The organism is Kitasatospora sp. NPDC048296 (assembly GCF_043201815.1).
GTDB lineage: Bacteria > Actinomycetota > Actinomycetes > Streptomycetales > Streptomycetaceae > Kitasatospora.
Genome location: NZ_JBICZB010000017.1, coordinates 14,709 through 37,065 on the forward strand (window position 1 = coordinate 14,709; position 22,357 = coordinate 37,065).

Below are 22,357 nucleotides of genomic sequence, written 5' to 3' on the forward strand. Positions count from 1 at the left end.
GACCGCTTCACCCGCTGACGAGGAGAACCGGAGTGTCCGCACCCGATCCGCGTGTACGCCCTGCCACGCCGCAGGACGCCGACGAGCTGCTTCGGCTGCGCGTCACCGTGCTGACCGGCGAACCGGTCACCGGCCAGTGGCGGGCAACCTTCCGCGACGACATGCGCCGGCGCCTGGGCAGCGACCCCAACCTGCTCGCCTACGTCGCCGACGGCCCCGGCGGCAGCCTCGCCTCCTGTGCGATCGGCATCATCTATCGCGGCTACTGCGGCCCCACGTACCCGACCGGGCAGTGGTCCAGGATCCATACGGTCGTCACCGACCCCGGCCACCGCCGCCAGGGCCTCGCCCGTGCCGTCACCAGCGCGCTGGTCACCGCGATCAAGCAGCGTGGCTGTTCCATCGAACTGCGTGCCGCCGACGCCGGCGCCCCGCTCTACCGCAGCCTCGGCTTCGAGCCCGTCGACGGCTTCATGGCGCTGCGCTCCACCTCACCGGGATGGACCGGCTGACCCCCGCGACTCCGCCCTCCCGGCCTTCCACTTCAACGAGGAGCACCCTGATGCACGAGACGAGCAGGCTGTCGGTCTGCGTCATCGCCCACGACCTGACGACCGACCGGATCGCCACCGTTCATTACGCGCAGCGCAGTTGGACGCCGGGGCCCGCATGGACGATCCCCGGCGGGAAGGTCGACCCCGGGGAGGAGATCCCCGAGGCTGCCGCCCGGGAGCTGCGTGAGGAGGCCGGGCTCATCGCCCGGCCGTCCGACCTGCGTCTGGTGCACACCATCCAGGTCAAGGAGGGCTGGGACGGGCGCGGCGGGTTCGTGCTGTTCGTCTTCGCCACCAGCAAGTTCACGGGCGAGCTGGTCAACGTCGAGCCGGACAAGCACCTGGAGGTGCGCTGGCACCCCGCCGCCGACGTCCTGCCCAGCCCGATGTTCCCGACCTCCAAGGCCGCGGTGGAGGCGTACCTCGCCGGCGGACCCGCGTTCTCCACCCACGGATTCGACCCCGCCTCCGGACAACGGCAGCTCGTCGAGACGTGACCGGCGCCCGCCCGGGCCGCACCGGTCGCCCCACGGCTACGCCGAACCCTGACGGCACTGGCGCCCGACCACCGCGTTCCCCCTCTGCGAAAGGGACTATGTGACCAGCGCACCCAAGACTTCGACGGAACCGGTGCCGGACAGCGAGCAGCTGCTGTTCGGCGGGCCGATGCGCTACGACTACGGCTGGGCCAAGCACGAGATGGCCAGCGGCAAGGTGACGTTCTGGGCGGTGGCGCGGCAGATGCCGCACTTCCTGCGGCTGGCCGGGCGGATGGCGTGGCAGGCCGACCGCGCGGCGCTGCTGACCCTGGTCGGCGCCGAGGTCCTGCGCGGCCTGGCCGCCGCGTTCGCGCTGATCGCCACCAACCAGGCGCTGGCCGCACTGCTCGCCCCTGGCCATGTCGCCGACGTGCTGCGGGCCGCGACGCCGGCGATCGTGGCGGTCGGGGTGATCGCGGGACTCTCCTCGGTGCTGTCCGCGGCCTCGGGCTGGGCCGGAGGGCGGCTGGAGCCGGCGGTCTTCCGCCGGGCCACCATCGAGTTCCTCGGCATCGTCAGCCGCTCCGAACTAGAGGCCATCGAGGACCCGGCGTTCCTCGCCGAGGTGGACAGCGCCCGCTGGGGCGCGATGTCCCTCCAGAGCATCATCGGCCAGGCCGCCTCCGTCCTCACCGCCACCTTCGGCCTCGTCTCCGCCGCCGGCGTCCTGTCCGTCCTGCACCCCGCCCTGCTGCCAATGCTGGTGCTGATCACCGCCCCGCGCGGCTGGGGCGCGGTACGCACCGCCCGCCGCCACTACGCCTCCACCAGGGCCTGGCTCCAGCACAACCGGGCCAGCACCCTGCTCGCGGACATGCTGATCCGCCCCTACTCCGCAGCCGAGCAGCGGGTGCACGCCTGCGGGCCGTTCATCCTCCACCACTACGAGCAGATGGCCCGCGCCGCCGAACAGGAGCAGGCCCGCCTCGCCGGGGCCCGGGCCCGCACCGACCTGCTCTCCGCCGCCCTGGCCGGCGCCGCCACCGTCGGCGCATTCGCCCTCCTGGGCTCCCTCGTCATGAGCGGGGCGATCCCACTCGCCGCCGCCGGCACCGCCGTGGTGGCCATCCGCACCGGCTCGGCCAGCATCGGCGGCCTCGTCTCCCAGATCAACCGGCTCTACGAAGAGTCGCTGTTCGTCCGCGACCTCGACCAGCTGCGCCGCGAAGGCCACCGCCGGGCCATCCCCACCGGCGGCACACCACTACCCGAGCGCCCCGAGACGATCACCGTCGAGGATGTCTCCTACACCTACGACGGCCGCGGCACCCCAGCACTCGACAAGGTCACCCTCACGATCCCGCGGGGCAAGGTCATCGCCCTGGTGGGAGCCAACGGTTCAGGCAAGTCCACCCTGGCCAACATCCTGTGCGGGGTCTACCAGCCACACCACGGCCGCGTCCGGTGGGACGGCATCGACACCGCTACCGCCGACCGCGACCAACTCTTCAGCAGCGTCGCCCTGCTCGCCCAGAACTTCCAACGCTGGTCCTTCACCCTGCGCGCCACCCTGCTCCTCGGCCGCCCCGAAGTCGCCTGCGACCAACCGCAACTGGAGACCGCCGCCGACTACGCCGACCTCCACCCGGTGATCGAAGAGCTACCACGCAGCTGGGACACCCTCATCGCCAAGGGTTTCGAAGGCGGCGTCGGCCTCTCGGGCGGCCAGTGGCAGAAGGTCGCCCTCGCCCGCACCCACCTGCGCCTCACCACGCCCGACGTCCACGGCCGGCTTCCCGCCCTCGTGGTGGTCGACGCGCCGACGTCCGCGATGGACCCGGAAACCGAAGTCGAGGCGTTCGAACAGATCCGCCAACTCACCGCCCTCGGCGTCACCGTCATCCTCATCACCCACCGCCTCGGCGCCACCGCCAAGGCCGACCACATCTTCGTCCTCGACCACGGCCGCCTCATCGAACAGGGGACCCACACCGAGCTGATGACCCGGGAGCCGGCCACCCGCTACCGCGAGTCCTACCTCCTCCAAGCCGCCCAGTACGACCTCGGCGACCGCCTGCCCCACCAAACCGCCCCGACCACCACCAACGCCTGACCCGCTCATCCCGTAGCCCCGATCCGAGCCCATCCGACCAGCAGGGAGAAGCCAGTGCGCGCACCGACCCCGCCCGAGACGCCACAGCCGTCAGCCCACCGCCACCTCGTGGGACGACCTGCTGGGCCACGGTACTGAGCACATCCAGCGCGCCCGTCGCAACCGTGGACCTCACCGAAACGGCTAGTACACATCCAATCCTCGCGAGCCTGTGTGATATCAGCCGTTGACCGCCCGATGAAGTCCCACCACATGACGATCAGCCACACCCGGCCGGGTTTCCAGCCCTACCACACACATGACCGGCGGTTCAGCGGTGCTCGGGGATCTCGAAGTCGCTGCGAGGCGTGGTGGTCAACGGCGCACCCGAGACGCGGCGCCTTGGGAATTACCTTGCCACCGGGGGCAGGTGGCGGCCGGCCGTCGTGGCGCAAGATCGCTTCCACCTGGATGTAGCGCAGCAGCCGTCGTACCGGCCCTGATCCCCGCAGCCGCCCCCGGCAAGGGGTCGCGGGCCGTCAGCGCCGGGCCAGCAGGCCTCGTACGTAGGCCGCCTGGCCGACGTGCTGGAGGTCGTCGGCGATCACACTGATCAGACGCACCCCCAGGGTGACCGGGGGCTGCCACGACTCGTCGACGATCCGGGCGAGGGACCGGTTGTCGAGGCCGCGCACGTAGTCGACGGTCCGTGCGTGGACGGCCTCGTGGTAGCCCACGAGGAGGTCGGCGGTGGCGGTGACCTTGGCGACCTGCGCGGGTCGGTGCCCGTAGCCGGTGGACGACGCGGCGAACGGCAGGGCGAACCGGCCCTCCCAGCCGTCAGCGGTCCACACCTGTTCACGGTCGGCCGCGTCGGCGAGGTGGTCGTCCTGCACCCGGGTGAGGTGCCAGACCAGCCAGGCGATCGAGTTGGCCGAGTCCTGCACCCGGAACGCCAGTTGCTCGGGGGTCAGGCCGTCGACCACGTCGGCGACCGTGTCACGGATCCGGTCGAACGCGTCCACGAGAAGATCGGTGCTGGTCACACCGGCCACAGTCGCCTCCCGGTCGAGTACCCCGCCCCACCGGCGGCGTGGCGGGTCACGCGCCGCCCCGACGATTGTGTCCCGCCCGTGGAGCCCCGGCCACCCGGGCCGGACGCGCCGTTGCCCGGGCAGCCTCCGAGGCGGGTGCCGAGCTGTACGGTCAATGATCTCGCGACCGGGGCGGGCCGCGTCCGGGATCAGGCCTGGGCGGTGGCTGGGCGGGAGACGATCCGGCTTGCCTTCGTCTCGGCCCTGCAGACACTCCCGGCCCGTCGGCGTGCGGTGCCGTCCACCCCTCCACCGCGTCCACAGCCCGGCGGTGTCGGTGCTGGCGCGGCTGCCCCGGCGAGCCGATCATGGCCCTGGCGTGGTCGGGACCCCGGGTGGGGACGGCCGACCAAAGCACCACCCGATGGCATGCGATGGAACCTCCGTCTTCGCCCGCCGCGGGCCGTCCCGCTTCGCCCGTGTCGTCCACACCAGAAGGGCCCCTCCATGGCCGTCTCCCGGACCCTCCCCGCCGACCGCCGCGGCTCGGCACTCCGTTGCGTGAGCGTGGCCCTCGCGCTCGGTGTCGCCGTCACACTGACCGGTGCAGGCCCCGCCCCAAGGGCTTGGGCCGACGACGGCCCGTTCCCCGTTCCGGTGGCAGCCGGCCAGGCCGACCAGGTGATCACGGTCAAGGCGGACGGCACCCGCGCCACCGTGATCCTGTGGGTTCGCCAGGACGGCGTCTGGCGGTCCCTCGACTCCACCACCGACGCGCGCGTCGGGTCCGGCGGCGTGCACGACGGCCTCAGCCGCGTCCAGGGGACCGGGACCACACCGACCGGCACCTACGCCATCACCCAGGCCTTCGGAATCTCCCAGGACCCGGGCACGAGGATGCCCTACCACCACGTCACCACGCACGACTGGTGGGTCCAGGACCCCTCCTCTGCCTACTACAACCGCATGCGCACCGACGCCGAGGGCGGCTTCCACCTCACCGAACAGGGCCCCCTCGGCAGCGAACACCTCATCAACTACCCCGTCCAGTACGACAACGTCCTGGTCATCGACTTCAACAGCTCCCCCGTGGTGAAGGGCCGCGGCGCCGGCATCTTCCTCCACGACCTCGGCCCCCAAGCCGGCGCCACCGCTGGCTGCGTCGCCGTCCCCGCCGCCTTCATGGCCCGGACGATGCAGTGGATCGACCCCGCCGACCACCCCGTCATCGCGATCGGCTAGGCCGCGCCCCTCCGATCATCGGATCGTTTGCCTGGTATGACGGGTCGCGGTGATCCGACGGACGCGAAGCGGGCCCGGCTGGAGCCGCTCCTGCCGGTGAGCGACGGGCATCGCGGCAGGTGGCGGGACCATCGGCAGGTGATCAACAGCGCGTGGAGCCGCGTACCGCGTACCGAGCCTTCGTGCTTGGACTGCTGTCCGACGTCGAGCGGAAGAACGGCCGCACAGGCCGGCCACGCCCGCCCCGGGCCGATGCGGCGGCTGCTTCGCAGCGCCCGCTGAGCGCTCTCCGGCAGTCGGCTCGCCGGCCGGCTGGGCATACCGTACGGTCTCCCCGCGGGTGGCCGTCGCCGACGACGGCGTGATCGTCTGGATGCCGCGACGTGGCCGAGGTCGCGAGCAGCCGGCAGAGGCAGGATCGCGGTTCCGGTGAAGCGGTCGCGGATGGTGCTGCGGCCGAGGGCGAGGTCGACGAGGTCGCGAGTGTCGACGCGGAAGACGGGTGGCGGCGAGAAGCGGTTGGCTCGTGGGCTACGGGCGAACGGCGATAAAATGACCCAAATCGGAGGCCTGGCTTCCGAGCCCAGGCTGTCGATCGATCTGCGTGACACCGGGGAGCGGCACGGTGGCGAGGTCTCCTGAGGAACGCGGTGAGAAACGCGGAGTCCCGCACAGCACTGGTGCGCGGGCCAGGTTGCTGCGCATGCTGCCTGCTCTGCTGCTGTTCATCGGCCTGCTCATCGGCCTCTTCACGCCCCGCGATGTCAGGCCGGACGCCTTCCTCGCCACAGCCATGGTTGCTGCCGCCGCGCTGCTGCCCCTGTGGGGAACCGTGCTCACCGGAGTGGGCGCGTGCGCCATCTTCGTCGGCCTCATGGTGGACTTCCATGCGCTGCAAGATGCGACCGCCTACTCCGAGCTGGCCTCCCTCACGGCGATCGCGGCATTCGCCGTCGTCCTCAACCGCCTGCTGGGCCGACGCGCCCACCAGCTGATCCAGGTCCGCTCGGTGGCTGAGGCCGCCCAGCTCGCGGTGCTGCATCCGGTACCACGCCACCTCGGGCACGTCACACTGGAGAGCCTCTACCTGGCCGCCGCGGCGGAGGCGCGGATCGGCGGCGACCTGTACGAGGCGATACGCACCCCGCACGGCGTACGGCTGCTCATCGGCGACGTACGCGGCAAGGGCCTGCTCGCGGTGCAGACGGCCGCGGCGCTACTCAGCGCCTTCCGCGAGGCCGCCCACGACGCGCCCGACCTGCCCCAGCTCGCGCACCGCCTGGAGACGAGCATGAGCCGCCACGCCTCCCAGTACCCGGGAGTCCCGGGCTCGGAGATCGCTGAACGTTTCATCACCGCGCTCCTCGTCGAGATCCCGGACAACGAACCGGTCGTCCGGACCGTCACCTGCGGCCACCCGCCCCCACTGCTGCTGCACCGCGGCGGGGTCCGGAAGCTGCAGCCCGCCGCCCCCTCGCCGCCGCTCAACCTGGGCATGCTGGTGAGCAACGGCTACCACGTCGATCTCGCCCCTTTCCATCCAGGAGACCAGCTCCTGCTGTACACCGACGGGGTCACCGAGACCCGCGACCGCTCCGGCGCCTTCTACCCCCTCGCCGAACGCGTCCGCTCGTGGAGCGGCGAGGCGCCCCACCAGCTCCTCGACCACCTCCACCGCGACCTGATCGCCTACAGCGGAGGCGAGCTCGACGACGACATCGCCGCCCTCGTCGCCCGGCGGCGCCCAAGCCGCCGAGCCTGAGACGAGGCTCTGACCTGCGCAGGTTCCAGGTGCCGGAACTCGTTCGAGGTGCCGTCGGGTCCGAGCCGGGCGCGACAGCCGCATTTCCGCTTCACCGGGGTGTGGGCGGGATGTCGGGCAGGAGGCTGGTCCCGGCGCTACCGGTGGCGACGGCCACCGCGCGTGGATCGACGCCGCGCATGGATCGACGCCGGGCAGGTTCAGGCGTCCGACCGGCTCGAACAGCTCTCGCAGGGCAGCCGCGGCGAACCGCCCCGGACCGACCGCGGCGGTCGGCCCGGGGCGGACCCGTGGGACGGCGGTGGTCGACGAGCGTTCAGCCGACAGGCAGCTCGAACCCGAGGGCGGTCAGGGCCTCCTCCGCTGCCTGCTGGTCCTGCTCGTAGCTGCCGCCGGAGATGCCGAGTCCCCCGACACACCGGCCGTGGTCCATGATCGGGTATCCCCCGCCGACCGCCATCAGGCGTGGGTGGCCGGCCAGCGGTGCGATCCGCGGGTCGGCCAGGTAGTCGTTCCACGCGTGGGTGGACGTGTGGAAGGAGGCCGCGGTCCAGGCCTTGTCGAGCGCGACCTCGGCGGTGAGGAAGGGTGCGCCGTCGGCGCGGTCGAAGGCCTGTAGGTGGCCGCCCTGGTCGGTGACGGCGACGGCAGCCGTGAAGCCGATCCGGGCGGCGGCCGCGTGCACCGCCGCGATCAGGGCACCGGAGGCGGCCTGAGTGATCGTGGCGGCGGGGGCCGACTTCTGGAGCGTGTCAGTGTTCATGAAGCTTCCTTCGTTGCTGTGCCGTGCGGCGGCGCGCAGCGGTCGGGGTCACCGCAGCGGCGAGGCCGGGGTGGGAGTGACGCGGGTGACGACGGACCTCTCGGGGATCAGCAGGCCGTGGACGACCGGGCCGATCTCGTTCTTCCAGCGGTCGTGCTGGTAGACCGCCGCATACAGGGCCTCGCTCTGGGCCTCGTCCTCGAAGCGGCGGATCCACACGTAGCCGTCCTCGTCCTGGGCATCGACGAACGAGGCGGTCACATCCATGCCCAGCGAGGCCTGGAACGGCATGACCACGTCCTCCATGTAGCGCACCCACTCCTCCCGGCGTCCGGGCCGTGCCTGGTAGCGGCGGATCTCGTAGTACACGGTGTCACTCCAAAACGCTTGCTGGGATGGTCAGTTGGCGACAGTGAGGACGAGCTTGCCGCGGGTGCGGCCGGCCTCACCGCGGGCGTGGGCCGCGCCGGCCCGCTCCAGCGGGAAGGTCTCCTCCACTTCGACGGCGACCTTCCCGGCGTCGATCAGCCCGGCGATCGTCGTCAGCGCCGCGCCGTCCGGCTCGACCAGGAACGGGGTGACCCGCACGCCGGCCGCCTCGGCGGCCTGGGCCAGCTCCGGGGAGACCCCGGCCGGGATCGCGACCAGCAGGCCGCCGGGGCGCAGCACCTTCAGCGAGCGGGTGCTGGTCCGGTCATGGGCATCGCCCACCAGGTCAATGACGACGTCGACGTCGGCGGCGGCGTCCTCGAAGCGGGTGGTGGTGTAGTCGATGACCTCGTCCGCGCCGAGTTCCTTGAGCCAGGAGTGGCGGGCGGCACTGGCGGTGGCGATCACGTGGGCCCCCAGGTGCCGGGCGAACTGGACCGCGAAGTGGCCGACCCCGCCGGCGGCGGCGGTGACCAGCACGCGCCGGCCGGCCTGCACGTCGGCGGTGTCGACCACGGCCTGCCAGGCGGTCAGCGCCGCCAGCGGCACGGCGGCGGCGTGCACGTGGTCGAGGGCGGCCGGCTTGCGGGCGAACTGCCGGGCCGGGGCGGTCACGTAGTCGGCGTAGGCGTTCGCGACGCGCGGGAACCACGGCATGCCGTACACCTCGTCGCCGACCTTCAGCGTGGTGACGCCGAAGCCGACCTCCTCCACCACCCCGGACACGTCCCAGCCCAGGGTGAACGGCGGCTCACCCAGCAGGCCCGCCATGCCGGTTCCACCGCGGGTCTTCCAGTCCACCGGGTTGATCCCGGCGGCGTGCACCCGCACCAGCACCTCGGTCGGCAGCGGCGTCGGGCGCGGCACCTGCTGGACCCGCAGCACCTCCGGGCCGCCGAAACCGTCCTGGACCACCGCGCGCATCGTGTCTGCGGACATGCGTCATCTCCTGAAAGAGGATTCTGCGGAAGGCCGTTGGCGGCCCTCCCGTTGACGTCGACGACGCTATCCCCGGGGGTATAGTTACCATCAAGGTCTATTACTTCCCATTGGGAAGTAACCTGGTGAGGAGCGCAGGAAATGACGACCAGCTGCCCCAGCGGCCAGCACTCCCATCACGACGTCTACGCCGCCCAGTGCCCCTGCCGCGCACTGCTCGACCTGCTGGCCAACAAGTGGTCCGCACTGGCCATCGGCGCCCTCGAGGACGGACCCCAGCGCTTCGGAGAGCTCCAGCGCAAGCTCCAGGGCGTCAGCCCCAAAGTCCTGACCCAGACCCTGCGCCGCCTTGAGGACGCCGGCCTCGTCGACCGCACCGTCTACCCCGCGGTCCCCCTTCACGTCGAGTACTCCCTCACCCCCCTCGGCCGGAGCGCGGCCGTCCCCCTCAACCACCTGCGCAACTGGGTCGAGGAGAACATCGACCACGCCTTCCGGCCCGAGCCGGTCGATCAGTAGCGGGCCAGGGCGAGTTGGCCCCGCGAATCGCCGCCGTTGCGGCCGGCACGGACCTCGCCGTGCTGTGACTCCTGGCCGCCGCACTGGCCCGACTGTCGACGGCGGCCTGGCGCACCCACGCCCATCCCGCCAGTGCCCAGCACCGCGCCGGCGCGCCTCGGGGATGGTCGGCGCCCGTTCGGGTGGAACCGGGCGCGCGGCCCGGCACAGCCGGGGTTGCGCCGGGCGGGTGGGTGATGATGCCGGATGGTTCGCCCGAGAACTGTTCCACCGGGGGCAGTTGACCCCCGGTCCGGGCGGACTCCCCCCGCGAGAGAGGAGCGTGATGACGGTTCCAGCTGTGACGCAGGAGGTCGAGGATTTCGTCGACCTCTGTGTGCCCCTGACCGGCTTCCCCGCGTTCGACCTGTACGCCACCGGCATGGCCGAGCGCTATCTGGAGACCGCCCGACAGCAGGTCGGCCCGGCCGCGTTCGCGGAGTTCCGGGCCGCGTGGTCGGTGGCCGTCTCGGAGCGCGGCGGCCCGCAGGACCTGTCGCCCGTCCACCTGGAGGTGGCCCGGGCGCTGGCGTACATGTGGCTGACCGGTGCCTGGCCGCGGCTGGCGCCGGCCGCGCACGCGGCGCTGCGCCGTCAGATGGCCAACGAGGAGTTCGTGGTCGCGCCGGAGGCGTACGTGGAGGGCCTGGTGTGGCGGACGTTCCACGGGCATCCGGCCGGGGCGAAGCCGCCGGGCTTCGGCACCTGGGCGGTCAAGCCGCCGGCCCAGCCCACCACGGACGGGCTGCGCCGGGACCTGGGCCTCGGCGAGGAGTTCGTCTGCCGCACGGGTCTGGAGTCCGAGGTCGCCCTGGACGCCGTGCCCGACCACCTGCTACCCGGCTACCGCCCCTGGCGTCAGATCCCGCCGTCCGCCGTCCCGACCTCTGCCGGGCCCGCCACCCGTGAGGAGCACGCATGACCGGGACCGCCGGAACCGTCAGCGCGGACGAGGCCGTCCGCCGGCGCTACGACGTCGTCATCGTCGGCGGCGGCTGGTCCGGCAGCCTGATCGCCAAGGAGCTCGGCGACCTGGGGTGGAACGTCCTGATCCTGGAGGCCGGCAACGGCGGCACCGAGACCTGGCCCGGCTACCTGGGCTCGCTCTCCACCTACCACTCCGCCGTCGCCAAGGTGCCCAACTCCGCCTACCGGCGCAGCGTCGCCGCGCCCTACCCGGACGTCCTCGACCTCGCGCCGGTGCGTGATCCGAAGCCGGGCCGGCCGGAGTTCACCGCGAACGGCTACTTCGTCCAGAACGGCATGCTCCCCTACGGTACCGACTACCTGCGGGAGTTGGGCGGCACGGCGATGCACTGGCTCGGGGCGGTACCGCGCATGCACGCCGAGGACTTCGCCACCGAGAAGTACCGGTACGGGCGCAGCTGGCCGATCAGCGCGGAGGAGCTGCAACCCTGGTACGCCCGAGCCGAGTTCGAGATCGGCGTGGCCGGGAACGCGGACGACCAGCGGGCGATCGAGGTCGTCACCGACCCGGACTACGTCTACCCGATGCACCAGATCCCGGCCAGCTACATCGACCAGTACTGCAAGACCCTCGACGGCACGACGATCGTCGACGACCTCACGAGCGAGCCGTACGAGCTGCGGGTCAGGAGCCTGCCACAGGCCCGCAACTCCACCCCGGACCCGAAGTACTCCCCCGTCCCGTACCGGCCGGAGAGCGCGGTGGGCCTGCCGAACTACGGTGAGCGCTGCGTCGGCAACGCGAGCTGCGTGCCGATCTGCCCGGTGCAGGCCAAGTCCCATCCGCTGCGCCAGCAGGCCCGCTTCGCGAAGACGATCACGGTGGCCACCCGCTGCGTCGCCACCCGGGTCCGGCTGGCGGGCGCGACCCGGGGCGGCCGGGTGAGCGGGGTGGAGTTCCGTACGTACACCGACCCGGCCTCGCCGGTCAGCCGCTCGTACGTGGTCGAGGCGGACATGGTGGTGCTGGCGGCGCATGCCATCGAGAACGCCCGGCTGCTGCTGTTCTCCGGGCTCGCCAACGGCAGCGACCAGGTCGGCCGCAACCTGATGGACCACCCGACCATCCTCAACTGGGCGCTCGCCGACGAGAAGCGCGGGCCGGTCGGACCGTTCCGCGGGCCCGGGCACACCTCCGGCTGGGAGGCCTTCCGCTTCGGCGAGGGGCGCGCCAAACGGGCGCCGTTCCGGATCGAGATCGGCAACTGGGGCTGGGGCTGGGCCACCGGCGCGCCGATGAGCAACGTCGCCACCGCCCTCGGCATCGGCGGGGACCGGAACGGCGACGTGCGCAAGGACGGCCTGTTCGGGCCGGAGCTTCGCCGCCTGCTCGGCTCCGCCCTGGGCCGTCAGCTCCAACTGCAGATCGCCGTCGAGCAGTCGGCGAACCCCGGCAACCGGGTGACCATCGACCCGCGCTACCGCGACGCCATGGGCAACCTGCGCCCGGTCATCACCTACGACCTCGACCAGCACACCAGGGACGGGCTGTTCGCCGCCCGGCTGGTCGCACGCGAGATCTTCCGCAGGCTCGGCGCCACCGACTACACCGACCACTCCCCGCGCGACGGTGTGCCCCCGCTCGGCCACTTCGTGCACACCTTCGACGGCGAGACGCTGGACCTGGCCTACAGCGGCGCGGGGCACGGCGCGGGTACGCACATCATGGGCAGCTCCGCGACCGACTCCGTGGTCAACCAGTACCAGCGCACCTGGGAGCATCCGAACCTGTACGCCGTCGGCTGCGGCAGCATGCCCTCCATCGGCACCAGCAACCCCACCATCACCATGCTGGCCCTCGCCCTGCGCAGCGCCGAACAGATCCACAAGGACCTGCTCCTCGACCGGCGGCCGGCCGACCTGCGCGGCACCGCAGGGGACGCGACGGACACGGAGGTACCGGCGTGATCACCGCCCTCGAACTGGACAAGGCGGGCTTCGGCGTCCCGAGGACCCTGCCCGAGCTGCGCACGTACCTGCAGGCCGCGCTGGAGGTGGAGCACCTGACCGTCCCGGTCTACATGACCGGGATGTACACCATCCGCCCCGGCACCAACCGCACCGCGTACTACGCGATCCGCGCCGTCCTGCTGGAGGAGATGCTCCACCTGACGCTGGTCGCCAACCTGCTCAACGCGGTCGGCGGCAGCCCGGTGGTCGACTCCCGCGTCGTCGCCGAGTACCCGGCCAAACTGCCGTTCAGCGGCGACAGCGTGCCGAGGATCGGTCTCCAGCACTTCTCCCCCGACGCGCTCAGGACCTTCCTGCGGATCGAACAGCCGAAGTCGATGACACCGGGCGCCGAACCGGGCTCCGGCTGGACCTCCATCGGCCAGTTCTACGACACCATCCGGGCCGGTCTGGAGCACCTCATCAGTGACCTCGGCCACGACCAGGTCTTCACCGGGGACGCCGTGCGCCAGGTCGGCCCGGAGGACTTCTACAACTCCGGCGGCGAGGTCTTCCCCATCGACGGCCGCGGCTCGGCGCTCGAAGCGCTGGAGACCATCACCGAGCAGGGCGAAGGCGTCGGCGACAGCATCTGGAACAGCAACGACCGCCTCTTCGGCGAACAGCGCGAACTCGCCCACTACTTCCGCTTCAACGAGATCTACACCGGCCGCAGCTACGGGCCCGACGACCGCCCCAAGGACCAGCCCAGCGGCCCGCTGCTCGACGTCACCTGGGACGACGCCTACCCGATCCACGGCGACTCGAAGGTCTCCGACTACAAGGAGTACGAGAGGACCAGCGCGGTGTACGAGCGGGCGGTGGCGTTCAACGCCCGCTACGCCGTCCTGCTGGGCTATCTGAACTCCGCGTTCAACGGCCGCCCCCGGGACATGGCGCTCGCCATCCCCACCATGCTGGAGCTGCGCGACCGCGCCGAACAGCTCTACCGCAACCCCCATCCCGACCCGAAGTACGCCGCCCAAGGCCGCTTCGCCAGCGCCACCTTCCAGATCACCGATCGGGAGGACGACCTCGCCGCCGAGGAAGTCCGGCGCAACATCCAGGCGTCGGCACTCGAAGCGGGCGAACCGATCGACCTGTCCGCGCTGGCCTCCGACTCCGTCGAGGCCTTCGCCTGACCGCCGGCCACCGCCTTGCGCGGGCGCTCCGAGGCCGGGACCTCCGCGCCGAGGCGGTCGAGCAGGGCGTGCAGCGGTCGGGGGGCGCGTATCTGACGTTCCATGATCGGAAACCTACCGCCCCTCAGCCGGCGCGCGCCCGACCCGAAGTTCGCGCGCGACGGCCCGGTGCCGTGGGTCCGCTCGGACCCCACCGCACCGGGCCGTCGGTCATTCGCCGCGGCGGCCTCGTCAGCCGACGGTCAGCCGGAACGGCCCGGCCAGCACCGAGTAGCCGTCGTTGGCCAGGTAGTACGCGTCGTAGCTGCCCGCGCCGTTCAGCTTGCCGGTGGAGAAGGTCACGGCGCCGCTCTGGTTCGGCGTGTAGGACCAGGTCAGAGCGGCACGGGAGCCGGGGGTGACGCCCGCCGGGTAGATGCCGACCCAGTTCTTCGGGCCGGCCTGGGCGGCGGTCGGCAGGGCGTACTGCAGGGTGACGTTGCCGCCGTTGGCCACCGCGTTGAGGTCGCCGGTCAGCGTCGGGCCGGTGGCCGTGGAGGGGGCGAAGGCGGCGTTCAGCGGCGTGGCGTAGGTGTCGTTGCCGGTCAGCCCGGGCAGGCCGAGGGCGGACTCGATGGTGCGGCCGATGCCGTAGTGGTCGTAGTGCAGCGGACTGCTGGTGCCGGCCGGGACGGTGCCCTGCGAGCCGACCAGGACGGTGGCGAGGTGGTTGTAGCCCTCGCTCTCGCTCTCGTCCCAGGTCAGGATGAGCAGCGAGCGCTGCTGGGTCCAGGCCGGGGAGGACAGCACCGGGGCGAGGGTCTGCTGCAGCCAGCCGTCCTGGGTCTTCAGGCTGGTGGCGCTGCCGTTGCCGGAGGCCTCGCCGTCGTAGTAGTCGTCGGCGGCGATCCAGGAGAAGTTCGGCGTGGTCGCTGCCGACTGCAGGTCGGTGGTCAGCTGCGAGGTGTCGAACAGGTGCGCCGCGCAGCGGGCCGGATTGCCGCTGATGTCGGTGTAGTTGATGAACGGAGCATCGTCGGGCATGTAGGAGCTGTCGTAGTTCTTGTTGGTGTTGCAGGGCGTGCCCATGCCCTGCTCGTAGGCCTTCCAGGTCTTGCCGGCGTCCTCGATGGTGTCACCGAGGTGGCGCTGCGGGGAGTTGATGTTGGGCCAGTAGGTGGCGCCCTTGGTGTAGGTGTCGCCGCCGGCGACGGCGAGGTAGTTCTCGTCGCTCGGGTGGTAGACGCCGTGGGAGTCGGTGAGGGTGGCGCCCTGGGACATCAGGCTGTGGATGTACGGCGTGTCCGTCGGGTCGTTCATGATCTGGGAGTAGTCGGTGTTCTCCATCATGACCGTGAACACGTGGTCGTAGCCCGGCACCGCGGACGCGGGCGGGGTCAGCGGCGCGGGCGCGGCGACCGGGGTGTCGAGGGTGAGCGAGAGGTTGTCCAGGTAGCCGGTCTCGTTCGAGGTGGACAGGAACTGCACCTCGACCTGGATCGACCGGGTCCCGGCCGGGACGGCGCCGGTGGCACTGCGGGAGAGGAACTTGGTGCTCAGGCCCCGGTCGGTGGCGGAGACGGTGGGCAGCTTGGCGGTCGCGCCGAGCGGGGCCCCGCCCGCGTCCTGGAAGTGCAGGCTGACCGCGACGTAGCCGCCGTAGGTGGTCCAGCCGCCCAGCCAGCCCGCGAGGTTGTAGTGCACCCCGCCGCCGTCGATCGCGGTGGCCGCCGAGGAGACGTCGACGGTCTGCGACATCGCGCCGTCGCCGAAGTTGCCCGGGCCGAAGAAGGCCTTGCCAGGGGCCTTGCCGTCGTTCGGCAGGCCGAACGAGCCCACCGAGTGGCACATCACGTTGATGCCGCCGGCCTGGACCGTCCAGCCGGGAACGGTGCTGGCGGCGCTCCAGTCGTTGGTGCAGTAGCCACCGGCCTCCGCGTCGCCGTTGACGATCAGGTTGCCGCTGCCGCCCGCCGCACTGGCGGCGGTGGGGGCGGCGACGACCAGCCCGCCGAGGAGGGGGAGGGTGGCGAGCAGCCCGCCGAGGGGGCTCCAGCGCAGTCGCATGGGGGGTACCTCGTCCTGTGGTGAGGGTGAGTGCCATGGCTGTTCACCATGAGTGGGACACAAGTACCGGTCGGCGCTGTCCGGCGGAAGAACGCCGGTCGAACTTGACCAGACAACTTTGCGCTCGCCCATGGCCGTTCGGGCCCGGAGGAGTTGCCGGAAGAGTTGCCGGAGGAGTTGTCCGCACCCCCTTCCCCGGCCGGAGCGGGGCGGTGAGGCGGCCGCTCAGGCCTTGAGCACCCGCACGCCGGTGTCGGCGATGGCCTGCTCCTGCTCGTCGGAGATCCCGGAGTCCGTCACCAGGTCGTGGACAGCGGTGAGCGGGCAGATCGAGGCGAAGGTGACCCGGCCGATCTTGGTCCGGTCGGCGAGCACGACCGTACGGGCGCCGCTGCGCAGGAAGGCGCGGTCGGTCTGGGCCTCCATCTCGTCGTGGGTGGTGCAGCCCTCCCGCACCGTCAGGCCGTCCACGCCGATGAAGGCGAGGTCGAGGTGGTAGCGCTCAAGCATGCTGTCCGCGGCCGGGCCGACCAGTTCGTAGCTGGCCGAGCGGGCGATGCCGCCGATGACGACCAGGCGGACCTCCGGACGCACGATCAGCTCGGCCGCGATGTTGACGGCGTTGGTGACCACGGTGACCTTGCCCCGCTCGGCCAGCACCCGGGCCAGTTCGGTGGCGGTGGTCCCGCCGGTCAGGCCCACCACGGCGCCCTCCGGCACCAGCTCGGCGGCCGCCCGGGCGATCCGGCGCTTCTCCTCCTGCTGCTTCTCACTGCGGTGCCGCAGGGGGAGTTCGAGGTTCACCGATCCCGTCACCGCGCCGCCCCGGGTACGGTGCAGGAGCCCCTGGTCGTGCAGTTCCTGGAGGTCGCGCCGGACCGTCGCGCCCGACACCGCCAGCAGATCGGCGAGCGCGTGCACGTCGGCACTGCCCACCTCCGCGATGTGGGACAGGATCAGGGCGGCGCGATCAGCTTTGAGCATGGACGGAGTTTAGCCCCGACCAAAGATGACTGAACTTGCCATGTTCACTTAAGGCCGGCCCGGACTCAGGGCCCGGCGCCAGGACGCGGGCCGACTGGCGATCTCCTGCTCGACGTGGCTCATGACGCTCCCTGGAGTGCGCAAACCTGCGCACCTGATGCTTATGTGTGAGCATTGCCGACTATTCGTCACAGCGGCTACCCAGGGCTGATCCATCCTGCACACCCGGCCGTAGCGTTCGGTCACCACCGGTCGACGAGCAGCCGGCCCGGGTGCGGCGGTCGTCATGCCTGGATCACCTCTCCGTGGACCGGGAGGGGTCGGGCGGCCCCGCATCGTGGGGGTGGTGCGGGGCCGCCCGGGGGCAGGGCGCGGGGCCCGCGCAAACGGTTCCACGGCCCCGCGCCCGGTTCATCAGCCGATCGCCCAGTGCTGGAGCGCCGAGCCGGTGTCGGGCTGCTGGGTGACCAGCGCGCCGTCACCGGTCGAGGCCGTGGTCAGCAGCAGGCCGCTCTTCCGCGAGGCGAGCGTGTAGCCGCCCGGCACCTGGGTGGCGGTCCACCGCTGGTTGGCGCCGCCGGTGCAGGCCCACTGGATCACCTTCGCACCGACCGTGGTCGAACCGCCGCTGACGTCCAGGCAGAGCTTCGACTCGCCGTTGGAGATCTGGTAACTGCCGTCCGCCTGCCGGGTGAAGAGCCAGTTCTGGTTCGGTCCGCCGTTCGGCCGCCAGGTGATCAGCTGGGTGCCCTGGCTGGTGGAGTGGCCCGGGTCGTCCAGTGCCTGGCCGGCGGCCGTCACCGTGCGGGTGCCGTCGAGCGGAGCCGCTCCGGTGGCCGTGAGCGTCAGGGTCTGCTCGGCGGCGGTGCGCCCGCCGCCGACGGCGCTGCCGCTGGTGTCGGTCCAACTCCGGTTCGGGGTGGTCTCGGTGAGCCTGTCGGTGGTCGCGGAGAGGCCGAGCACGAGCCCGCTGTAGCGGTTCACGATCCGCAGCGCGCCGGTCCCGGTGCCGTCGACCGCCTTGCCGGGGATGAGGAACCACTGCTGGCCGACGCTCGGGCCGCCCGCCGCGGCGGCACCGACGGTGGGCCGGGCACCCCAGGAACGACCGCTGCGCGCCGAGGAGTTGACGCCGAGTAGCTGTCCGGTACCGGTGTTGGCGATCCGGTAGGAGCCGTCGCCGTTCGCCGCGAAGGTCCAGGACTCCAGAGCGGATCCGGTCGCCGCCGGGACGGAGGTGGTGTCCGAGCCGCCCTGGACCTGGGCGAGCACCCGGCCGTCGCCGTTGGCGATCCGGTAGGCCCGGCTCACGTCGACGGGGGGCGTCACGGGCGTGGCGGGGTCGATGGTGACGTTCACGTACTCGCCGGAGGAGCCGCCGGAGCAGCCGAACGCGCAGTAGCTGCGGAAGGTCCGGCCCACGATCGCGGAGCTGGTCCGGTTGGCGCCGTCGAGGAACCAGCGGTACCAGGAGGCGGTGTGGTAGCCGCCGGTGTCGCCGAGCGGGAACCACTTCTGGGTGGCGAGGTCCGCGGTGGCGTAGTACTGCTGGGGCGCGTTGCCGCTCTGGTCGACGGCCTGCGGCTCGCCGATGTACAGCCCGAGGTCGGCGTCGTAGGTGACGTCCATGACGAACAGCGGCGAGGTCGGCGGCATCGTCCCGGCCGCGATCTGCTGGGCCGACGTCCCCGGGTTGGCCGGGTCGTACTCGTCCGCGGCCGGGGTGTAGCCGGTGCTGTTGCTGGAGTCGACCGGCACCAAATTGCTCTCCCGTCCGCCGGCGCCGGGCTCGGACCAGGAGCCGTCGTACCACTTCTGCCAGGAGCCGGGCGCCATCTTCGCCGAGATCGGTGCGCGGGCCACGTGCGAGTAGAAGGCCTTCCAGCCGCTGCTCTTGTCGACGACCCGGGAGCCGTAGAAGACGTAGAAGTACCCGGAGGCGGTGTCGGTCAGCAGCCGCTGGTCGCCGTCGCCGTAGTAGTACGTCTCGTTGGGGAACTGGCCGTTGTCGCCGCGCTGGGTGCTGTACGGCGAGGTGATGGCGTGGTCCTTGATCGTCCAGGTCCGGCCCTGGTCGGTGGAGACCGCGTAGTCGATGGCGTCGTAGTGGAGCCCGTCGCCGAAGGGCTGCGGGGTGAACTCGTTGTGCACCAGCCCGTACCAGTCGCCGGTGTCCGGGTCGACCCAGACGCCGGACAGGTCGCAGTAGTTCTTCTGCGCGTACCCGCTGCCGGCCCCGGCGGAGGTCGCCTCGCGCCCGGTGGGGCTGTTGTTGCAGCGGGCGGTGGTGTCGTTGTTCCGGTCGGTGGGGTCGGCCGGGTTGACGGCGTCGCTCACGGCGGCGGACCGGGTGGCGGTGTCGAAGTCGGTGCCGGTGAAGAAGTCCCAGTACCGCGGGTCGGTCTTGCCGTAGAGCGCGGCGGACTGCTGGAACCAGAAGCCGCCGTCCTTGTCGAGGTACGGGACGGCCGGGGTGTCGGTCGGGTGGGTGTACGGGACGGGCGCCCCGACGGTGACGGTGTAGGCCGCGCCGGCGGGGTCGGCCGACGGCGAGGCCGCGGCGGGCAGGGCGGCGGAGGCGGGAGCCAGCAGGGCGAGCGCCGCCGTCAGCGCGACGGCGAGTCTTCGGGGGGCGCGCCGGGGTGGGCGAGGGAACACGTGCTCCTCCAGGGGTGGTCGGGCGAGCGGGGACGGGGACGCCGGCCCCCGTCCCCCGTGTGAGTGGGCGGTCTCAGCCGGCGATGGGGCCGGCGCCGGCCAGCTGCAGCGAGAAGGCGCTGCCGGTGGACTGCTGCGGCGTCTTCACGTGCACCACGCCGGCGGCCGCGTCGTACCACCAGCCCGAGCCGGCCGTGTCCAGCTCCGCCTGGGAGCCGAAGCCGTCCAGCGGCCGGTGGTCGAGCAGCACCGCGCCGGGCCCGGCGCCGGTGTGCACGGTGAACTCGTAGGCGCGGGCGGCCGGTTTGCCGGTGTAGTCTCCGACGCTCGGCCCGACCTCGACGGTGGTCATGCCGTGGCCCCGGCCCACCGAACGGACCGTGACGTCCTGGGTGGCGGACGCGCCCTGCTCATGGCCGCGGGTGGTGCCGTCGTCCTCGTACAGGGTGTAGGAGGACGAGCCCTGGGCGTAGATGTCGTAGTCGAGCCGGGTGGTGTCGCGGGTCTGCCAGGAGAGCGTGCCCTGGGGCCACATCGGCACGACGGCACCGGCCCGGACGAAGAGCGGCAGGGTGTCCAGCGGCGCCTGGTAGCCGTTGAGCGTGGTCGGACCCTGGTAGGTCTTGCCCGTCCAGTAGTCCACCCAGGTGCCCTTGGGCAGGTAGATGCCGTTGCGGGTGGCGGAGTCGTCGTAGACCGGGGCGACCAGGAAGTCCTTGCCGCTCAGGAACTCGTACTTGGCCGCGTCACCCCAGGTGTTGGGGTCGTCCGGGTACTCCAGGACCAGCGGCCGCACCGCGCCGACGCCGCTCTGGTGGGCCTGGGCGGCGAGCGTGTACAGGTAGGGCAGCAGCCGCTCCTTCAGCTGCAGGTAGCGCCGGTTGATCGAGGTGTACGGTTCGCCGGCGCGCCAGGGCTGCTTGTCGGTGGCGGCCCAGCCGTCCATGGTCATGATGGTCGGGATGAAGGTCTTCCACTCCAGGTCCCGGGTCTCCACCTTGGGGTCGCTGCCGAAGATGCCGCCGACGTCCCCGGTGTCGTACGCGATGCCGGACATGGTGGCCCCGGCGTAGGTGGGGATCTGCCAGCGGACGTAGTCGTACGTGCCCTTCTGGTCGCCGCTCCACAGCACGCCGCAGCGCTGGGCGCCGGCCCAGGAGACCGGCAGCCAGACGAAGCCGCGGGCGTCGCTGTTCTGCCGGATGCCGTCGTACGCCTTCTGGCAGCCGTCGAGGGCGAACTTGTAGCCGGGACCGACCCAGGCGACGTCCAGCTTGCGCACCCGGACCCCTGCCTTGACCTCCTCGTTCTGGTTGGGCAGGCCGGTCGAGGTCCACAGGCCCAGCTGGGCGTGCTGGTCGCGCAGCCCCTGGCCGGTCTGCTGGAGGTTCTCGTAGCCGCAGCCGTAGCCGTCGTTGACCAGCATCCAGCCCAGCGGGTCCTGGTTGGCGGTGTAGCCGTCGGCGACCTTGAGGGCGTCCAGGGTGTGCCGCTCGCCGCGGTTGGCGTTGTGCAGGTAGCAGTCGGAGTCGCCCGGTTCCAGGCCGTAGACCGGCGGCATGAAGGGCTTGCCGACCAGGTCGGTGTAGGCGCTGATGACCTTCTTCAGGTCCGGGCCGTAGAAGTAGTAGCCGTCGAAGCGGCGTTCGCGCTCGGCGGTGGTGACCGGGTCGCCGAAGGTGTAGGTGCCGGGGGCGTAGGTGTGCCGGAAGACGCCGTAGCCGGCCGAGGAGAGGAAGAAGGGCTGGGAGTTGTTGAAGCCGCCCTCGTTCCAGTTGTAGTCGTTGGCGGCGTGGACGGTCCGGCCGCGGTGCGAGAACGAGCCGTTCTGCTCGCCGGCGCCGTAGAACTGCTCCTGCGGTCCGCGGGCCAGGGTCTGGGCCGTCGCGTCCTGGGTCCAGGTCAGGCCGCGGGTCTCCTGCCAGACGGGCTTGCTGTCACCCTCGGCGTAGAGCGCGAAGCGCAGCGGGTGCTTGTAGGCGCGCAGCGTCAGGTGCTCGGAGCTGATCGCCCAGTAGTCGCCCTCGTCGCTCTGCCGGACGGTCTTCAGCACGGGCGGGGCGGTCGCGATCATCTCTCCGACGGGCGGGGCGGTGAAGGTGCCGTCCGGGGCGAACTGCAGGCGGAAGGTGTCCTCGGTGGTGAAGTCGACCCGGGCCTTGGCGGTGCCGGCCTGGATCAGGTAGCCGTCGCCGTCGCGGGCGATGCCGGTGGCGTCGCCGACCGTGGTGGGCTGGGTCAGCAGGGCGGTGGCCGTGTAGGAGGAGTTGGTGACGTTGTAGGGCACGACCAGGACCTGGTAGGTCCCGGAGGCATCGGGGATCACGGCGGTGGCGGGGTCGGCGCCCGAGGAGTCCTCGGCGACCTTCCGGCCGGTGCTGTCGTAGACGTAGAGGTCGAACTCCATGGCCGGGTCGGGCCAGCTGATGGAGACCGGGACGCCGCCGTCGGGGTTGTCCTTCCAGTACCCGGCGGGGACGTCGACGGTGAGGTTGAAGCGGTCGCAGACCTTGCCCTGCGGGTCGGCGGCGGCGCTCGGGCAGTGCTTGGGATCGGGGACCGAGCCGCTCGGATAGGTCGGGGACTGCCAGGTGACGGCCCGATGGGCGGTCGAGAGCGCGCCGCTCGGGGGTGTCGCGGCGTGGACGACGGGGGCGGTGCCGAGCAGGCCGCACAGCATGGCGACCACGGCGACCAGGATGGCTCGGGGGCGGGGTGGGCGTAAGCGCCTGACAATG

General features: G+C 71.7%; 17 protein-coding genes and 1 pseudogene. 9 read left to right on the forward strand and 9 right to left on the reverse strand.

The genetic code is table 11. The features are described from left to right. Window positions 1–32: 32 nt before the first annotated feature. The 3 genes from ACGF12_RS13130 (at window position 33) to ACGF12_RS13140 (ending at window position 3,146) form a co-directional block, all read left to right on the forward strand. Window positions 33–512 carry a GNAT family N-acetyltransferase gene (locus tag ACGF12_RS13130; protein ID WP_393028383.1) on the forward strand — a complete coding sequence of 160 codons (480 nt, stop codon included), beginning with the start codon at window positions 33–35 and terminating at the stop codon, window positions 510–512. A gap of 50 nt (window positions 513–562) precedes the next feature. Then, window positions 563–1,051 (forward strand): NUDIX domain-containing protein, encoded by a 489-nt coding sequence (locus tag ACGF12_RS13135; RefSeq protein ID WP_393028384.1) that lies wholly within the window; start codon window positions 563–565, stop codon window positions 1,049–1,051. Between the two features lie 100 nt (window positions 1,052–1,151). Further along, window positions 1,152–3,146 carry an ABC transporter ATP-binding protein gene (locus tag ACGF12_RS13140; RefSeq protein WP_393028385.1) on the forward strand — a complete coding sequence of 665 codons (1,995 nt, stop codon included), beginning with the start codon at window positions 1,152–1,154 and terminating at the stop codon, window positions 3,144–3,146. Between the two features lie 152 nt (window positions 3,147–3,298). Here the strand turns inward: ACGF12_RS13140 and ACGF12_RS13145 are convergent. Both ACGF12_RS13145 and ACGF12_RS13150 read right to left on the reverse strand, forming a co-directional pair. Continuing rightward, window positions 3,299–3,406 (reverse strand): annotated as a pseudogene (locus tag ACGF12_RS13145) (pirin family protein); the annotation flags it as partial. Window positions 3,407–3,664: 258 nt separating this feature from the next. Then, entirely contained in the window at window positions 3,665–4,171 is a 507-nt protein-coding gene (locus tag ACGF12_RS13150; protein WP_393028386.1) for a DUF664 domain-containing protein, read from the reverse strand. Window positions 4,172–4,816: 645 nt separating this feature from the next. On the opposite strand from ACGF12_RS13150, the gene ACGF12_RS13155 reads away from it, so the two are divergent. Then, window positions 4,817–5,401: a L,D-transpeptidase family protein gene (locus ACGF12_RS13155; RefSeq protein ID WP_393028387.1), complete on the forward strand. Its 585-nt coding sequence runs from the start codon at window positions 4,817–4,819 to the stop codon at window positions 5,399–5,401. Window positions 5,402–6,104: 703 nt separating this feature from the next. After that, window positions 6,105–7,163 (forward strand): PP2C family protein-serine/threonine phosphatase, encoded by a 1,059-nt coding sequence (locus ACGF12_RS13160; RefSeq protein ID WP_393028388.1) that lies wholly within the window; start codon window positions 6,105–6,107, stop codon window positions 7,161–7,163. A gap of 316 nt (window positions 7,164–7,479) precedes the next feature. Here the strand turns inward: ACGF12_RS13160 and ACGF12_RS13165 are convergent, their stop codons facing one another. The 3 genes from ACGF12_RS13165 to ACGF12_RS13175 are packed head-to-tail and all read right to left on the reverse strand — an operon-like array spanning window position 7,480 to window position 9,294. Further along, entirely contained in the window at window positions 7,480–7,926 is a 447-nt protein-coding gene (locus tag ACGF12_RS13165) for a heme-binding protein (protein WP_393028389.1), read from the reverse strand. A 48-nt stretch (window positions 7,927–7,974) separates the two neighbouring features. Next, complete coding sequence (locus tag ACGF12_RS13170; RefSeq protein ID WP_393028390.1) at window positions 7,975–8,295, reverse strand: NIPSNAP family protein; 321 nt, start codon at window positions 8,293–8,295, stop codon at window positions 7,975–7,977. 30 nt (window positions 8,296–8,325) lie between these two features. Further along, window positions 8,326–9,294: an NADP-dependent oxidoreductase gene (locus ACGF12_RS13175; protein WP_393028391.1), complete on the reverse strand. Its 969-nt coding sequence runs from the start codon at window positions 9,292–9,294 to the stop codon at window positions 8,326–8,328. A gap of 141 nt (window positions 9,295–9,435) precedes the next feature. On the opposite strand from ACGF12_RS13175, the gene ACGF12_RS13180 reads away from it, so the two are divergent. The 4 genes from ACGF12_RS13180 to ACGF12_RS13195 all read left to right on the forward strand — a co-directional run bounded on the left by ACGF12_RS13180 (window position 9,436) and on the right by ACGF12_RS13195 (window position 13,931). Further along, window positions 9,436–9,813 (forward strand): winged helix-turn-helix transcriptional regulator, encoded by a 378-nt coding sequence (locus ACGF12_RS13180; protein WP_393028392.1) that lies wholly within the window; start codon window positions 9,436–9,438, stop codon window positions 9,811–9,813. Between the two features lie 325 nt (window positions 9,814–10,138). Further along, window positions 10,139–10,774 (forward strand): hypothetical protein, encoded by a 636-nt coding sequence (locus ACGF12_RS13185; RefSeq protein ID WP_393028393.1) that lies wholly within the window; start codon window positions 10,139–10,141, stop codon window positions 10,772–10,774. Beyond that, a complete protein-coding gene (locus ACGF12_RS13190) occupies window positions 10,771–12,747 on the forward strand; it encodes a GMC oxidoreductase (RefSeq protein WP_393028394.1) in 1,977 nt (658 codons plus the stop codon). Before ACGF12_RS13185 ends, ACGF12_RS13190 begins: the two co-directional genes overlap by 4 nt. Beyond that, complete coding sequence (locus ACGF12_RS13195; protein ID WP_393028395.1) at window positions 12,744–13,931, forward strand: ferritin-like protein; 1,188 nt, start codon at window positions 12,744–12,746, stop codon at window positions 13,929–13,931. Before ACGF12_RS13190 ends, ACGF12_RS13195 begins: the two co-directional genes overlap by 4 nt. A 231-nt stretch (window positions 13,932–14,162) precedes the next feature. Here the strand turns inward: ACGF12_RS13195 and ACGF12_RS13200 are convergent, their stop codons facing one another. The 4 genes from ACGF12_RS13200 to ACGF12_RS13215 form a co-directional block, all read right to left on the reverse strand. After that, complete coding sequence (locus ACGF12_RS13200; RefSeq protein WP_393028396.1) at window positions 14,163–15,977, reverse strand: alkaline phosphatase family protein; 1,815 nt, start codon at window positions 15,975–15,977, stop codon at window positions 14,163–14,165. Window positions 15,978–16,202: 225 nt separating this feature from the next. Next, window positions 16,203–16,961 (reverse strand): DeoR/GlpR family DNA-binding transcription regulator, encoded by a 759-nt coding sequence (locus tag ACGF12_RS13205; protein ID WP_393028397.1) that lies wholly within the window; start codon window positions 16,959–16,961, stop codon window positions 16,203–16,205. 414 nt (window positions 16,962–17,375) lie between these two features. Continuing rightward, a complete protein-coding gene (locus tag ACGF12_RS13210) occupies window positions 17,376–19,619 on the reverse strand; it encodes an RICIN domain-containing protein (protein ID WP_393028398.1) in 2,244 nt (747 codons plus the stop codon). A 73-nt stretch (window positions 19,620–19,692) separates the two neighbouring features. Next, a complete protein-coding gene (locus tag ACGF12_RS13215) occupies window positions 19,693–22,299 on the reverse strand; it encodes a TIM-barrel domain-containing protein (RefSeq protein ID WP_393028463.1) in 2,607 nt (868 codons plus the stop codon). Window positions 22,300–22,357 lie beyond the last annotated feature (58 nt).